General features: G+C 69.9%; 11 protein-coding genes. 9 read left to right on the top strand and 2 right to left on the bottom strand.

The window, feature by feature from the left end:
* Positions 1–3 precede the first annotated feature (3 nt).
* The gene (locus tag AB0F29_RS19590) at positions 4–1038 is read left to right on the top strand and encodes a hypothetical protein (protein ID WP_361873608.1); all 1035 of its coding nucleotides are present in this window, start codon (positions 4–6) and stop codon (positions 1036–1038) included.
* Positions 1039–1216: 178 nt separating this feature from the next.
* Here the strand turns inward: AB0F29_RS19590 and AB0F29_RS19595 are convergent, their stop codons facing one another.
* Entirely contained in the window at positions 1217–2752 is a 1536-nt protein-coding gene (locus AB0F29_RS19595) for a N,N-dimethylformamidase beta subunit family domain-containing protein (RefSeq protein ID WP_361873610.1), read from the bottom strand.
* A gap of 657 nt (positions 2753–3409) precedes the next feature.
* Here AB0F29_RS19595 and AB0F29_RS19600 point away from each other — a divergent pair.
* The 8 genes from AB0F29_RS19600 to AB0F29_RS19635 all read left to right on the top strand — a co-directional run bounded on the left by AB0F29_RS19600 (position 3410) and on the right by AB0F29_RS19635 (position 12691).
* The gene (locus tag AB0F29_RS19600) at positions 3410–4645 is read left to right on the top strand and encodes an amidohydrolase (RefSeq protein WP_361873692.1); all 1236 of its coding nucleotides are present in this window, start codon (positions 3410–3412) and stop codon (positions 4643–4645) included.
* A 174-nt stretch (positions 4646–4819) separates the two neighbouring features.
* Positions 4820–5869 carry a BMP family ABC transporter substrate-binding protein gene (locus AB0F29_RS19605; protein WP_361873612.1) on the top strand — a complete coding sequence of 350 codons (1050 nt, stop codon included), beginning with the start codon at positions 4820–4822 and terminating at the stop codon, positions 5867–5869.
* Between the two features lie 311 nt (positions 5870–6180).
* The gene (locus AB0F29_RS19610) at positions 6181–7764 is read left to right on the top strand and encodes an ABC transporter ATP-binding protein (RefSeq protein ID WP_361873694.1); all 1584 of its coding nucleotides are present in this window, start codon (positions 6181–6183) and stop codon (positions 7762–7764) included.
* The gene (locus AB0F29_RS19615) at positions 7761–8879 is read left to right on the top strand and encodes an ABC transporter permease (protein ID WP_361873614.1); all 1119 of its coding nucleotides are present in this window, start codon (positions 7761–7763) and stop codon (positions 8877–8879) included. Before AB0F29_RS19610 ends, AB0F29_RS19615 begins: the two co-directional genes overlap by 4 nt.
* Positions 8876–10141 carry an ABC transporter permease gene (locus AB0F29_RS19620; RefSeq protein WP_361873616.1) on the top strand — a complete coding sequence of 422 codons (1266 nt, stop codon included), beginning with the start codon at positions 8876–8878 and terminating at the stop codon, positions 10139–10141. Before AB0F29_RS19615 ends, AB0F29_RS19620 begins: the two co-directional genes overlap by 4 nt.
* Entirely contained in the window at positions 10138–10584 is a 447-nt protein-coding gene (locus AB0F29_RS19625) for a cytidine deaminase (RefSeq protein WP_018956019.1), read from the top strand. The genes AB0F29_RS19620 and AB0F29_RS19625 overlap by 4 nt, the downstream gene beginning before the upstream one ends.
* A 126-nt stretch (positions 10585–10710) precedes the next feature.
* The gene (locus tag AB0F29_RS19630) at positions 10711–11988 is read left to right on the top strand and encodes a thymidine phosphorylase (RefSeq protein WP_361873618.1); all 1278 of its coding nucleotides are present in this window, start codon (positions 10711–10713) and stop codon (positions 11986–11988) included.
* A gap of 112 nt (positions 11989–12100) precedes the next feature.
* On the top strand, positions 12101–12691 hold the full coding sequence (locus tag AB0F29_RS19635) for a Uma2 family endonuclease (RefSeq protein ID WP_361873620.1): 591 nt from the start codon (positions 12101–12103) through the stop codon (positions 12689–12691).
* A gap of 80 nt (positions 12692–12771) precedes the next feature.
* Here AB0F29_RS19635 and AB0F29_RS19640 read toward each other — a convergent pair whose 3' ends face one another.
* Complete coding sequence (locus AB0F29_RS19640) at positions 12772–16059, bottom strand: S8 family serine peptidase (RefSeq protein ID WP_361873696.1); 3288 nt, start codon at positions 16057–16059, stop codon at positions 12772–12774.
* Positions 16060–16172: the final 113 nt, after the last annotated feature.

Genomic DNA, 16172 nt, shown 5'->3' on the forward strand with positions numbered 1-16172 from the left:
CCGGTGAACCTCGCCTTCGTCGAGAGCCCGGTCCAGCTCCTGAACGTCCTGGAGTGGGTTCACACCCAGGGGGGAGACGATCCGGCCGACACCACGGTCGTCGTCCTCCCCCCGGTCGACCCGATGTCGCGCGGTCAGCTGCGCCGGATGGCGGAGCTGGCCCGCGACGAGGGCGTCACCGTCCGCTGGCAGGAGGCGCGCGGCGAGTCCGGCGCCCCCCTGAAGGCCCTGCGCGCCCTGGCCGGCCTGGTCAGACGTGCGGACCACATAGTGATCGGCGACCCGTTCTCCCGCTATGTGCAGCTCCTGCTGACCCTCGTCCGCGCCGACCGCCTCACGGTGGTCGACGACGGCACGGCCACCATGGAGTTCGTCGCCCAACTGGCCCGGGGCGAGCGCCTGACGCGCTGGCACCGCCGAGGAGGCCGCACGGGACCGCGCGAACTGGTCCTGGCCCCGGTCACGGCGACGGCCCGCCGCCGATTCACCCCGACGGCGAACCACACGGTCGAGGTGTTCACCGCGATGCCGGTCGAGGCTCCGCCCGGCATCGCGGTCACCCCGAACACCTTCGCCTGGACCCGCGCCCGCTTCGGCCCGCCCAGCATCGGCAAGGGCGCGGACCTGGTCGGCACCTCCCTGGTCGAGACGGGCGTCGTCGACCCCGTCCCGTACCAGGAGGCGGTCACGGCCCTGGCCCGCGCCCACGGCGCCACCCGCTACTTCGCCCACCGCCGCGAGTCCGCCGAGAAGCTCCACGCCCTGGAAGCCGCCACCGGCCTGGAAATCGTCCGCCCGGACCTCCCCCTGGAGCTCATCGCCCGCCGCGGCCCCATCGGCCGCACGATCGTCAGCTTCCCCTCCACGGTCGTCCACACCCTCCCGCTGGCCCTGGCCGGCACGGGCGTGAACGTCGCGGTCTGCGACATCGCCCCGGAATGGCTCCGCGCCACGGCCTCGCCCCGCGCCCAGGGCTTCCTGAGCGGGGTCACGGAGACGGCGCGGGGGGTGCAGCGGCTGTCGTCGGTGGCGACCTGAGGGCCAGGCCCTGTCGTCGAGCTGCCGTCTGCCCCGCGGCGCCCTGCACGCACTCTCGCCGCACCGGGCACCCGCCCGAGTACGTCCAGTACGAGGACGTGCGCCCGGCACGCCGAGAGCACGCACCTGCCCCCGCGGGGCCGCCCTCCGGGCGACGGCGGGAGTTCGACGACAGGACCTACGCCCGTACGGTGCGGGTCAGCATCCGGTCGAAGAGGTTGCTGGTCGCCGTCTGTATCCGGCTGTCGATGTGGTCGGGGGAGATGAGCGCCAGCGGCCAGAAGAAGGTGCCCGCGACGAACACCATGGTCCCGTCGCGGTGCTGGACCAGGCTGGTGTTCTGGATCCGCTCACCGCGCCCCATGCTGTCCGGGTAGGGCGAGTGGGACAGCAACTGCTGGGCCGCCCTGCGCGGCAGCTTGGTCTTGCGGTCGCGACCGTCGGCCTCGATACCGATGAGGTCCGGTATCTCGTCGCCGTCGGCGAGTCCCGTGCCCTTCCACAGCCAGTGGTCGGACCGGCGCACGACGAGCGGTACGGGCTTGGCGAGCATGCCGTTGTACTGCACGCCGAGCAGACGCTGCTCGGCGTGCTTGCGCTTCTTCTCCAGATCGCGCCAGCGCACGGTCGGACCGTGCTCGTCCGGCGTCGGGTCGGGGTCCTGCTTGTAGCAGGCGACGACGCGGTTCTCGGTGCCTGACGGCGACTTCTCCATGCGGATGTGGAAGTAGATGTTGTTGGCGCCCAGATACGCGAGATGGGTGCGCGAGGTGACGGCCTTCTCGGCGACGTCACGCATCTGCCGGGACCAGTACTCGTCGTGCCCGGGGAAGACCATGGCCGCGTACTTCGTGGGATCGACCCGGCCCTCGTGCAGATCGAGGCTGGAGGCGTAGGTGACGTCGTAGCCGGACATCTCGGCCCACCGGGCGAGACTGCTGTCCATCTCGAACCACAGAGGGTGTCCGCCGTCGGAATACGGGCGGTCGAACGACACCTTGAGGGCACGCTCGACGTTCCCCCCGTTCTTCCCCTGGGCGTCGAATCCCTTGTAGAGGTTCTTGCCGGTCCGCCCGTCCTGCGGCCAGGCGTTGTAGGCCTGGTAGGTCGTGAAGGGCAGAACGACCAGGATGTCCGACGCCCGCTCGGTCTCCCGGACGACGAACGGCGTACTGCCGCGGTGTCCGTCCTTCGTCGTGAACACCGCGAGATAGATACCGGAGACCCAGTTGTCGGGGATGTCCAGGGTCCAGGAGACGGGCCAGCCGCAGTCGATCATCCCGTGCTCCGGATGGGCTTCCGGCACGGCATGGGCGACACCGCGCAACGCGGGGCTCTGCGCCACCTCACGGCCGCCCTGCCCGCCGTAGTACCCCATCCGGTGCACCGCGACAGTGAACTCCTGGGCCGGGCGCACCGATACGTGGAAAGCCACCGACTCCCCGGCCGCGGCCGAGGTCGTGGAGGCGTACCCCTGGATCTGCCCGTCCCGGTCGTTCGCCGCGCGCGTCTCGTCGCCCTCGATCTGCCAGGCGCGGGTGCCGCTGCGGGCGTTCTCGGTGACCACGGGGTTCTTGCCGGTGCGGCTGGCGGCGCGGGTGGGCAGGACATCGGTCGGAACGTCATCGTTCACATAGTCGTAGACCAGCCCGGTGGCACCCACCGCCCCGACCCCGAGAATGCCCAGGGCAGCACGGCGCGAGACAGAAGACATGGAAGAACCTTCCGAGGCCTGGACGCCGGGCCTCGCGCCCCACGCGTCGATACGTGTGCGACGGGGGGAGCACAAGAGGTTCGTGTGATGCCTGTCGACGATCACTCATCGTACGAGTGTGGAGAGCACGGGATAGAGATGTGACCACTATGTGTCCGAACACACAGTGGTCACATCTTGGTCCATGCGTCATCACACGCTGATGACCAGGCCCGGTCGATCAGCCGGTCACGCCCCAGCGCGACGATCTGATGCGGAGCAGGACGTGGGAAGGCTGTTGAGGAGCGTCTCCGGGGTCCGGAAGCTGCTGCGGATGATGGACGGCACCCCGCCGTTCCGGAGCCGTGAGCGGCCATCGCGGGACAGCGTTCGAGGCGTGTCGCAGAACGTCCGGACAGGGCATCGCCCCTGTAGGGGGTGTCGCGGGCCAGTCGTCGTGGGTGGAGACGTTCGCCGTCTCGCGACGGGCACCTCGCCGCTCCTCGCTGACCGCGACCTCAAGCGCACGGACCCCGGTCCGGAAGACGAACGGGTATACCCGCAACCACCCAGCGTCACACGTCCTCACACGAAGTTTGTTCGCCTGAGCGGCTGAAGTTTTGTTGATCTGTGGTCAGTTGAGGGGGCAAGGGGCCTACCCTTCCTAGGGTGAACCAGTTGAAGTCCCGCGCCTCCCGCCCCCACAACCCGGCCGGCCAGTCCGGGGGAGGTGCGCTGCCCGGCAGGCTCTCCGACGAACTGCGTGCCGAGCTGATCGCCTTCCGCCGGGATCTGCACATGCATCCCGAGCTGGGCAACCAGGAGTTCCGCACCACCGCGGCCATCAAGGACCGGCTGGAGAAGGCCGGGCTCGAGCCGAAGGTCCTCGCGGTCGGGACCGGGCTCATGTGCGACGTGGGGGAGTGGGACGGGGTGACGCCCATGCTGGCGTTGCGGGCGGACATCGACGCGCTGCCGATCCCGGACACCAAGGCGGGCGTGCCCTACCGGTCCACCGTGCCCGACCGGGCGCACGCCTGCGGGCACGACGTGCACACCACCACCGTGCTCGGGGCGGGGCTCGTGCTCGCCGGTCTCGACCGGGAGGGGCTGCTGCCCCACGCCGTGCGGCTGATCTTCCAGCCCGCCGAGGAGGTCCTGCCCGGCGGCGCGCTCGACGCGATCGAGTCCGGGGTGCTGGAGGGCGTCGGGCGGATCATCGGCGTGCACTGCGACCCGAAGGTGGACGTCGGGCGGATCGGGCTGCGGATCGGGGCCATCACCTCGGCCTGCGACCGGCTGGAGGTCACGCTCGACGGTCCCGGCGGGCACACCGCCCGGCCGCATCTGACCACCGACCTGGTCACCGCCGCCGCCCGGATCGCCGTCGACGTGCCCGCGCTGCTCGCCCGCCGGGTCGACGCCCGCTCCGGGCTCGCGGTGACCTGGGGGCGGCTGGAGACCGGGCACGCCCCCAATGTCATCCCGCAGCACGCCGAGCTCTCCGGCACCGTCCGCTGCCTGGACCTGGACGCCTGGCGCGCGGCCCCCGACCTGGTGCACTCCGCCATCGACGAGGTGGCCGGAATGCACCGGGCCAAGACCGTGATCAACTACGTGCGCGGTGTGCCGCCCGTGGTGAACGACGCCGAGTCCATCGGCCTGCTGGACGCCGCGATGACCGAGCGCCGCGGATCGTACGCGATCGAGGACACCGAGCAGAGCCTGGGCGGCGAGGACTTCTCCTGGTACCTGGAGCGGGTGCCCGGCGCGATGGCCCGCCTCGGCGTCCGGACCTCGGGCGACACGCGCGGGCTCGACCTGCACCGCGGCAACTTCGACGTGGACGAGGAAGCCATCACCGTGGGAGTCGAGCTGTTCACCGCCGCGGCCCTGTTCGACGGGAACCGTTAGCGCAGCGTTGACACAGGCTTCGTGGGCCGTTCGTGGACCTGCGGGAGGCCTTCTGTTCACGACGATCCGATAACGGCTTCCGTACGTGCTCTTATCTGACATCTACGCGCGTTACGATCGCCGCGAAACCAGCGCCGGAAGAGGCGCTTCGGTCAGGTTTGAAGGAGCCTTCCCTTGCGCCGGATCACCAGGATCACCACCGTGGGCATTGCGTCCGCGGCGCTTGCTCTCAGTGCCACCGCCTGTGGCGGAAAATCGTCGTCGGACGCAGGTTCCGACTCGGGCGGCGAAAAGGCCGCCATCGCCTACGACATCGGCGGCCGTGGCGACCAGTCGTTCAACGACGCCGCCTACGCCGGACTCGCCAAGGCGGAGAAGGAACTCGACGTCAAGGGCAGCGAGGCCGAGCCCTCCGACGGTGAGGGCGACGCGGACAAGGTCCAGCGCCTCACCGAGCTGGCCCGCTCCGGCAACAACCCGGTGATCGGCGTCGGCTTCGCCTACGCGCCCGCCATCAAGAAGGTCGCGCCGAAGTTCCCGAAGACCACCTTCGGCATCATCGACGACGCCTCGGTGACCGGCGACAACATCGCCAACATCGTCTTCAACGAGGAGCAGGGCTCCTACCTCGCCGGCGTCGCAGCCGCCAAGGTCACCAAGTCGAAGACGGTCGGCTTCATCGGCGGTGTCGAGACCCCGCTGATCAAGAAGTTCGAAGCGGGCTTCGTCCAGGGCGTCAAGGACACCGACGCCTCGGTCAACGTGCTTCCGCAGTACCTGACGCAGCCGCCGGACTTCGGGGGCTTCTCCAAGCCCGACCTCGGCAAGGCCGCCGCGCAGGGGCAGCTCGACAAGAAGGCCGACGTGATCTACTCGGCCGCCGGTCTGGCCGGCTCCGGTGCCATCGAGGCCGCCTCCAAGGCGGGCAAGTGGAACATCGGCGTCGACTCCGACCAGTACCAGCAGAAGGGCCTCGCGGCCTACAAGGAGTCCATCCTGACCTCCGTCACCAAGGACGTCGAGGACTCGGTGTTCGACCTGATCAAGTCGGTCCAGGACGGCAAGCCGACCACCGGTGAGATCCGCTACGGCCTGGACAAGGACGGCGTCGGCCTGTCGATGTCCAACCCGGCGTTCACCAAGATGACGGACGTCATCGCGGCCGTCGACAAGGCCAAGCAGGAGATCATCGACGGCAAGATCACCGTCAAGACCGCTCCGTAAGCACTCGGCCCCTCCTGCCGAACGGCTGGTTTCCCCAGGCCCTGTCCGTCCCCGCGCCGCACTTCGGCCGGCGGAGGGACAGGGCCCGGGCCCATCCCCGCCCGACGGCCGGGCCTCCCACAGCCCCACTCGAAGAAGATCCGCCTCTCGCAGCGCTCTCCCACCCGGTCCGGACCGCGCGTCCGGACCGTGACGTGCACCCGTGTTTCACGATTCGGCAGCGCTACGCGTGTAGACAGCCCTCCGGCGCGATAACTTCACCCCCGCCCCCCAGGGGGTCTCCGACACCCCCAGCCCCTCCGCCCCCGCTCCTGTCCGGCCAAGGAGAGTGCGTCATCAACGCGTCCAGCAGTCCCCCTGCCGTAGAACTGCACGGCATCACCAAGCGCTTTCCCGGCGTCGTCGCCAACCACGACATCGACATCACCATCGGCAAGGGCACGGTCCACGCGCTCGTCGGTGAGAACGGTGCCGGCAAGTCCACCCTGATGAAGATCCTCTACGGCATGCAGAAGCCGGACGAGGGCACCATCGCGATCGACGGCGAGCAGGTCTCGTTCTCCAACCCGGGCGACGCCATCCAGCGCGGCATCGGCATGGTGCACCAGCACTTCATGCTCGCCGACAACTTCACCGTCCTGGAGAACGTCGTCCTCGGCGGCGAGAAGCTGTACGGCATCGGCTCAGGCGCCCGGAAGAAGATCACGGAGATCTCCGACGCGTACGGTCTGGGCATCCGGCCCGACGCGCTCGTGGAGGACCTCGGGGTCGCCGACCGGCAGCGCGTGGAGATCCTCAAGGTCCTCTACCGGGGCGCCCGCATCCTGATCCTGGACGAGCCGACCGCGGTCCTCGTGCCGCAGGAGGTCGACGCGCTCTTCGCCAACCTGCGCGAGCTCAAGGCCGAGGGACTGACCGTCATCTTCATCTCGCACAAGCTGGGCGAGGTGCTCTCCGTCGCCGACGAGATCACGGTGATCCGCCGCGGTACGACCGTGGGCACCGCCGACCCGGCCTCCACCACGACCAAGCAGCTCGCCGAGCTGATGGTCGGCAGCGAGCTGCCCTCCCCGGAGACCCGCGAGTCCACCGTCACCGACGTGCCGATGCTGCGGGTCCAGGACCTGAAGCTCACCGTCACCGACCCCGACGGCACCGTCCGCGACGTGCTCGCCGGCATCGACTTCACCATCCACCAGGGCGAGGTCCTGGGGATCGCCGGAGTCGAGGGCAACGGCCAGACCGAGCTCATCGAGGCCCTCATGGGCATGCGCGACCCGGACGCCGGAGTGATCACGCTCGGCACGGACGACATCTCGCACGCGCCGACCCGCAAGCGGCGTGAGTCCGGCATCGGCTACATCCCCGAGGACCGCCACCGACACGGCGTCCTGCTGGACGCCCCGCTGTGGGAGAACCGCATCCTCGGCCACGTCACCGAGAAGCCCAACAGCCGCGGCTGGCTGCTGGACAACGGCGCGGCCCGCACCGACACCGAGCGGATCGTGCGCGAGTACGACGTACGCACTCCCGGCATCGAGGTCACCGCGGCCTCGCTCTCCGGCGGCAACCAGCAGAAGCTGATCGTCGGCCGGGAGATGAGCCACGCGCCCAAGTTCCTGATCGCCGCCCACCCCACCCGTGGCGTGGACGTCGGCGCCCAGGCCCAGATCTGGGACCAGATCCGCGAGGCCCGCCGCGAAGGACTGGCCGTCCTGCTGATCTCGGCCGACCTGGACGAGCTGATCGGGCTCTCCGACACTCTGCGCGTCATGTACCGCGGCCGACTGGTCGCCGACGCCGACCCGGCCACCATCACCCCGGAGGAACTGGGCTCGGCCATGACCGGCGCCGCCGCCGGTCACCTCGAAAGCCCGGAGGACGAGGCCCGATGAAGAAATTCGACAAGGACCGGCTGATCCTGGGCTTCGCCGGCCCGGTGCTCGCCCTGGTCGTCGCCCTCGTGCTGACGACCGTGGTGCTGCTCGCCTCCGGGCAGCACCCCTTCGAGCCGTACCGGATCATGTTCGAGTCGGCCAGCTACGCCGACGTACAGGTCCTGATCGTCAACCAGGCGGGTACGTACTACCTCGCCGCACTCGCGGTGGCCGTCGGCTTCCGGATGAACCTCTTCAACATCGGCGTCGACGGGCAGTACCGCCTCGCCGCCATGGTGGCCGCCCTGGTCGGCGCGAGCGTCAGCCTGCCGGGACCGCTGCACATCGCGCTGATCGTGATCGTCGCGATGCTCGTGGGCGCGTTCTGGTCCGGGATCGCGGGCTTCCTCAAGACCACCCGCGGGGTGAGCGAGGTCGTCTCGACGATCATGCTCAACTCGATCGCCACCGCGCTGGTCGCCTGGTTGATCCTGCCGAAGAACTTCGGCGAACAGCCGGCCGGTTCCAACAACCTGACCACCGGTGAGATCGCGGAGTCCGGCTGGTTCCCGGGGCTGCCGATGGGCGACATGGCGGGGGAGATCTACGGCTTCACCTTCGTCGCCGCCGGCTGCGGCCTCCTCTACTGGTTCGTGCTGAACCGCACCCGGTTCGGCTTCGACCTGCGCGCCACCGGCGCCAGTGAGAGCGCCGCCCAGGCATCCGGCGTGGATGCCAAGAAGATGATCCTCACCTCGATGCTGATCTCCGGCGCGGTCGCCGGCCTGGCCGGCATGCCGACGCTGCTCGGTGACACCCACACCTACAGCCTCGACTTCCCCACGGGTATCGGCTTCACCGGCATCACCATCGCGCTGCTGGGCCGGAACAACCCGCTCGGCATCGCCCTCAGCGCCCTGCTCATCGCGTTCCTGGACAAGTCCTCGGCCTCGCTGGACCAGTACGGGTACGAGAAGGAGATCGCCACGATCATGCAGGGTCTGATCGTGATCTCGGTCGTCGTCTCCTACGAGCTGGTCCGCCGTTACGGCATCCGCCGCCAGCAGCAGAAGGTCGGCGAGGAGCTCGCCGCCGGACACGCCCTCACGACCGAGAAGGAGGCGGCTCTGTGAGCACCAGCAAAACCATCGCCGCACGTCCCGCCCCCAAGAAGGGCAACGGCCGCCGCAAACTCTCCCTGCCTGTCGTCCTGCTGATCATCGCGGGCGCGCTCGCCCTCATCTCGCTGGTGCGCCTCATCAGCGGCGCCAACGACATCACCTCGGTCGGTCAGGTCCGCGGCGCCCTGTCACTCGCCGTCCCGATCGGCCTCGCCGGACTCGGCGGTCTGTGGGCCGAGCGCGCGGGCGTCATCAACATCGGCCTCGAAGGGATGATGATCCTCGGCACCTGGTTCGGCGCCTGGGCCGGGTTCCAGTGGGGCCCGTGGGTGGGTGTCCTCTTCGGCATCCTCGGCGGCTGCCTCGGCGGCCTGCTGCACGCCGTCATCACCGTCACCTTCGGCGTGAACCACATCGTCTCCGGTGTGGCCATCAACATCCTCGCCGTCGGCGTCACCCGCTACCTGTCCAACTTCGCCTTCGACGGCATCCAGGGCGGCTCCTCCAAGCAGTCCCCGCGCATCGATCCGATCGACAGGATCACCGTTCCAGGGCTCTCGGACTGGATGCAGGACCTGCAACAACAACACTGGTTTCTGATCTCCGACCTCGCGGGGATCATCGGCGGGCTCGTCACCGGCCTGTCCCTGCTCACCGTCGTCGCCCTGCTGCTGATCCCCGCCACCTGGTGGATCCTCTGGCGCACCCCGTTCGGGCTGCGGCTGCGCTCCTGCGGCGAGAGCCCGGTGGCCGCCGAGACCCTCGGCGTCAACGTGTACAAGTACAAGTACATCGCCGTCACGGTCTCCGGCGGTCTGGCCGGTCTGGGCGGCGCGTTCCTCGCGATCGTCGCCACCGGCATCTACCAGGAGGGCCAGACCGGCGGCCGCGGCTACATCGGCCTCGCCGCCATGATCTTCGGCAACTGGATGCCGGGCGGCATGGCGCTCGGCGCCGGACTCTTCGGCTTCACCGACAGCCTCAAGCTGCGCGGCGGTGCGGAGAACGTCCACGCGATGCTGCTCCTGCTGGCGATCCTGCTGGTCATCGCGGTGATCTGGCAGCTGTACAAGAAGAAGTACGTCTCCGCGGTGATCGCGGCGGCCGTCTCGGCGCTGCTGTTCACCTGGTACTTCCTGACCGACCAGGTGCCGAGCCAGTTCGTCGACGCCGCCCCGTACGTCACCACGCTGCTGGTCCTCTCGCTCTCCGCGCAACGGCTGCGGATGCCCAAGGCCAACGGCGTGTCGTACCGCAAGGGCGAGGGCAAGTGACGCCGCCCGCCGCCGGGGGCCCACCTGCCGCCGGGGGCCCGCCCGCCGCGGCCTTCGGCGAGGCCGACTGGGAAGCCCTGCGGGAGGCCGCCCGGGACGTCATGTCCCGCGCGTACGTCCCCTACTCGCGCTATCCCGTCGGTGTCGCCGCCCGGGTGGACGACGGCCGCACGATCACCGGCTGCAACGTGGAGAACGCCAGCTACGGCCTCTCGCTCTGCGCCGAGTGCGGTCTGGTCTCCGCGCTCCACGCCACCGGCGGCGGTCGGCTGACCCACTTCACCTGCGTGGACGGCACCGGGGCGATCCTGGTGCCGTGCGGCAGGTGCCGGCAGCTGCTGTACGAGTTCGGCGGCCCGGAGCTGCTCCTGGAGACGCCCGACGGGCGACGCACGCTGGACGAGATGCTGCCCCAGGCCTTCGGCCCGCAACACCTCGGCTGAACCCCGTATTTCCTGGCGGTGGCCCTTCCCTTTTCCCGGAAGGGCCACCGCTCCTCTCTCCCTCTATGCGCGTAGAGTCAGGGGGGACTCTTACTCTTGCGTACGCACCCGGCCGGAAGGATTCCCATGGACGCCATCTCCGTCATCCGCACCAAGCGGGACCGAGGCGAGCTGACCCCCGAGCAGATCGACTGGGTCATCGACGCCTACACCCGCGGCGAGGTCGCCGACGAGCAGATGTCCGCCCTCGCCATGGCGATTCTGATCAACGGGATGAACCGCACCGAGATCGCCCGCTGGACCGCCGCGATGATCGCCTCCGGCGAGCGGATGAACTTTGACGCGCTGTCCCGCCCGACCACCGACAAGCACTCCACCGGCGGCGTGGGCGACAAGATCACCCTGCCGCTCGCCCCGCTGGTCGCCGCCTGCGGCGCGGCCGTGCCGCAGCTCAGCGGCCGGGGCCTCGGCCACACCGGCGGCACCCTGGACAAGCTGGAGTCCATCCCCGGCTGGCGGGCCCACCTCTCCAACGCTGAGATGCTCGGCGTCCTCGACAGCACCGGCGCCGTCATCTGCGCCGCCGGCGACGGCCTCGCCCCCGCCGACAAGAAGCTGTACGCGCTGCGTGACGTCACCGGCACCGTCGAGGCGATCCCGCTGATCGCCAGCTCGATCATGTCCAAGAAGATCGCCGAGGGCACGGGAGCGCTCGTCCTGGACGTCAAGGTCGGCTCCGGCGCCTTCATGAAGACCATCGAGGACGCCCGCGAACTGGCCTCCACCATGGTCGCGCTCGGCACCGACAGCGGGGTGCGCACGGTCGCGCTGCTCACTGACATGTCCACCCCGCTCGGCCTCACCGCGGGCAACGCGCTGGAGGTCCGCGAGTCCGTCGAGGTGCTGGCCGGCGGCGGCCCCAGGGACGTCGTCGACCTGACCCTCGCCCTCGCCCGCGAGATGCTGGACGCCGCCGGACTCAAGGACGCCGACCCGGAGAAGGCCCTCGCCGACGGCTCCGCCATGGACGTCTGGCGCCGGATGATCTCCGCCCAGGGCGGCGACCCGGACGCCACGCTCCCGACCGCCCGCGAGCAGCACATCGTCACCGCACGCTCCTCCGGCGTACTGACCCGCCTGGACGCGTACGACGTCGGCGTCGCCGCCTGGCGCCTCGGCGCGGGCCGCGCGCGCAAGGAGGACCCGGTGCAGGCGGGCGCGGGCGTCGAGCTGCACGCCAAGCCTGGCGACACCGTCACCGAGGGCCAGCCCCTCATGACGCTGCACACGGACACCCCCGAGAAGTTCGACTACGCGCTGAAGGCGCTGCCCGAGGCGTACGACATCGCCCCGGCCGGCACGTCGTTCGCACCGCTGCCGGTGGTGCGGGAACGTATCGCCTGACCTGCGGATTCCCCATATGGGTGAACGGGATCGGTGGACTGCCGCCGGTCCCGTTCGGCATGCTGGACTCGGACGTGAGGCCCCAGGTGACGTACCGATGGAGGAGACCGCCATGAGCGCACTCACCGGCGAACCCGTGCCGGGCCACGGTCAGGACTGGGACGACCTCGTCCGGATCTGGGAGGAGACGGACGCACCCGAGGGCTGCAAGGTGGAGATCATTGAGGAGATCGTCACCGTGTCGCCGCCGCCGTCCAATGACCACAACACCACCGCTGCCCTGCTCCAGCGCAGGCTCTACACCATCATCCCGGAGGACTGGGAGATCTACCAGACCCTCGGCCTCTCGCTGCCGGGGCGGGTCGGGATCTACATCCCCGACCTCGTGGTCGTGCCCCGTGCGGTGGCCTCCGGGCCTCGCAGCACCGTCCCCGCCGACGAGGCCCGGCTCGTCGTGGAGATCACCTCCCGCGCCAACGCCAACCACGACCGCGTCAGCAAGGTGAACGGCTACGCCAAGGCCGGGGTGGAGCTGTTCCTGCTCCTCGACCCGTGGCACTCCGGCCGCCCGACCGCGACGCTGTACGGCGAGCCGGAGGGCCGTACGTACCGGGTCCTGGAAACGGTCGAGTACGGACGGAAACTGACCCTTCCCGAGCCGTTCGGGCTGGTCATCGACACCAGCGTCTTCCCGGTCAGCTGACACGCGGACGGCCCGCCGCACGGAGAGGATCCGTGCGGCGGGCCGCCGTCATGCGAGCGTGAACTACCGGACGTACCGGGTCACTTGCCGAAGTACGCGCTGTAGATCTTCACCGACGAGGTGTTGCCCTTCTTGTCGGTGACCTTGGCGGAGAAGGAGATCGCCTTACCCTTGGCCGGGTTCTTGACGGTGATCTTGCCCTTCTTGACGGTGACCTTCTTCCAGGTCTTGCCGCCGTTGTAACTGACGTACGTCTTCAGCGACTTCAGGTTTTTGCCCGCGGCCGCGCCGTGCACCTTCACCGGCACCGAGACGGTCTTGCCCGCCTTGACCCGGCCGTCGGCGCCCACGGCCGGGGTGAACCGGACGGTGGAGACGGGCAGCATGGTGAACGCGGTCTTCTTCGAGCGGAACGTCCAGGCCGCGTCCACCCGGGTGGAGAGCGGGTTGACCTTCGCGCTGTGCCTGACCGTGGTCGTCAGCTTGTAGTCGGCCGCGCCCGCCGGGACCCGGAAGGACTCGCCGCCCACCGGGTCGCTGTTCTGGCCGAGCTTCTTGCCGTTGCGGTACAGGACGGTCTTGGCCGACGTGAACAGCATCCCGCCCGCGTTGCCCCGGCCGTCGGCCAGCAGCGGGAGGAAGCCCGTGATGTCGTTGCCCTCACGGACGACGCCGTAGTCCTTGTCCACCAGCGGGCCGAACACCGCCGTGTTCACGGACTTCGTGTACGTCTTGCCCGCCTTGTACGTCGCCTCCTTGCCGACCTGGTAGTTGGCCTCGTACGTCGGCCAGCCGTCCGCGTCGAGGGGGCCCTGCTGGTCGAAGTCGAAGCTCCAGGCCACCTTGTCCCCGGTGGAGACGTACAGCGTGCGGGTGCCGGGCAGCTTCTGATCGATCGAGGTCGCCCAGCTGCCGCCCTGCGTGGGCAGGAGAGGGAAGGCGGTGATCGAACCCTTCTTCTTCGGCGCGGCCGAGCCCATGGTGATCTTCACCTTGGCCAGCTGCGCCGTGGTGAACTTCCGGTCGAAGCCGGTGGCGAGCTGCTTGACCGTGCCGCCGACCGCGATGTCGTACTCGGTCGACGCGCCCTTGCTCCAGGTGCCCGACCAGTGCTGGGCGAGCGAACCGTCGGTGATCTTCGGGCCGGCGTGGAGCGTGCGGATGCCCGTCGGCGACTCCATCAGCCAGCCGAAGGAGACCGTGTCGTTCGCCTCCTCCACCACGTAGTCCGGGGAGAACAGCTGAGCCTTAGCCTTCGCGTCCGGCACCGTGAGCTTCACGGGCTTCGCCTTGCGGGCGTCGAACGTCAACGAGATGTTCTTGGTGACCGCGACCTTGGGCTGGGCGATCCAGTCGGCGCCCTTGGTGACGTCGTCCGGGTCGTTGTAGACCGTGGAGTTGGCCACGTACGTGCCCTTGGGCACCCGGATCTTCGCGGTGCCGTCGACGACCTGCGGGCTCAGGAACGGGTTGCCGGACTCGGCGTCGAAGCGGAAGAGCGTGCTGTCCGCGTAGGCGGCCGGACGGCCGTCCCGCCCGAGGTGCTTGACCGTGACGTCGTAGCTCTCCACCTCACGCTCGACCGCGGCGGCCGTGCGCACGGTCTGGCCGCCGCCGGTGGCCACCAGGTACGCGGAGTACGTGCCGTCGGCCGTGCCGCCGAGCCGGGTGTTGGCGGTCAGCGTCACCTCCGCCGTGCCGCCCGCCGGGACGGTGACCTTGTCCGCGCCGAGCGTGAAGAAGCCGGCAGGAGCGGGCTTGCCCGCCGGGCCGGTGCCCGTCGCCTTCAGTTCGAGGGTGACGTCGCTCGTGCCGAGGTTGCGGTACGTGACCTTCTCGGTGGCCGGCTCGTCGTCGGTGTGCGGCCACTGCTGCACCCCGAAGCTCACCGAGACCGGGTCGGCGACGACGGTCTGGGCGATCGCCCGGTCCACCGCGATCCGGCCGGAACCCTGCTGGAACGGGTTGTACGCGCCGGGCTTCGTGGACGCGGTCAGCGCGCCCTTCAGCTCGCTGTACGCCCAGTCGGGGTGCTGCTGCTTGAGCAGGGCGGCCGCGCCCGCGACGTGCGGGGTGGCCATCGACGTACCCGAGATCGTCGCGTAGCCGGCGGGCTTCTCGCCCACCTCCTTCGCGATCAGCGAGCCGGACGGGATCGCCGCCGTGGTGTCCACGCCGGGGGCCGTCACGTCGGGCTTGACCGCCCCGTCCCCGACCCGCGGGCCGCGGCTGGAGAAGTCCGCCAGCCTGTCCTGGTCGTCGACCGCGCCCACGGTCAGCGCGGCGTTCGCGCTGCCCGGCGAGCCCACCGTGCCCGCGCCGCCGCCCTCGTTGCCCGCGGCGATGGCGAACAGGACGCCCTTCTCGGCCGACAGCTTGTCGACCGCGGCCTCCAGCGGGTCCACCTCCGGGGTGTCGGTCCCGCCGAGGCTCAGGTTGACGATGTCTGCGCCCTGGGCGACCGCCCACTCCATTCCGGCCAGGATGCCGGAGTCCTCGCCGTACCCGTCGTCGTCGAGCACCTTGCCCGCGAGCAGTTTGGCGTCCGGGGCCACGCCCTTGAACTTCCCGCCCGACTTGGCGCCGGTGCCCGCCGCGATCGAGGCGACGTGCGTGCCGTGGCCGACCCGGTCCTTGGTGTCCTTGGCGGCGCTGAAGTTCTTCTCCGCGAGGATCTGGCCCTTGAGGTCGGGGTGGGTGGCGTCCGTCCCGGTGTCCAGGATCGCGATCTTGACGCCCTTGCCGGTGAACCCGGCCTTCCACGCCGCCGGGGCGCCGATCTGCGGGACGCTCTTGTCCAGGCTCGCCCGGCGCACCCCGTCCAGCCAGACCCGGTCGATGCCGGGCGCGGTGGTGACCCGTTCACCGCCCGCGCGCCGGTCGGTGAGCGCCTTCCAGATGGCCGGCGCGTCGGCGTTCGGTGTGGTCACCGACTCGGCGTTCAGCGTTGTCAGGCTCCGGCCCACCTCGGTGGAGCCCGCGTCGCGGACCTGCGCCTTCGCGGCGGCGGCCTGCTCGCCCCGGTAGCCGACGATCAGCTTCAGACCGTCGCGCTGGGCCCGGAGGTTCTCCGGGCGGCTCAGCTCGGTGACGTCGAACAGCCGCCGGTCGAGCTTGCCGGAGGCGATCAGCCGATGGGCGTCGGCCGGAACGACGAGTGTGTGCCCCTTGGTGCTCATCCGCTGCACCGGGATGTTCTCCCGGCCCTTCGCGGGCCGGAAGGCGACCGGCTTGCCTTGCTTGTCGACGGTGACCCGGTCACCCGTGACGAGAGTCAGCCGACGCAGCTCCCTGTCCTGGGTACGGTCCTGGGCCCGGGCGTCGGACGACGCCCTGGGATCCGGCTGGGCGACGGCGGACGAGGTCATGCCCGCCGCCAGTGCCACGGCCACGGCAGTGGCGACCGCCGGTATGCACGCGGTTCTCACGTGTCTGCGCAACTCTCCCCCTGGAGAACTCGATGGTTTCTCGGTCCCGCCGG

It is taken from the genome of Streptomyces sp. NPDC026589, from assembly GCF_040638385.1.
In the GTDB taxonomy this organism is placed as follows: Bacteria; Actinomycetota; Actinomycetes; order Streptomycetales; family Streptomycetaceae; genus Streptomyces.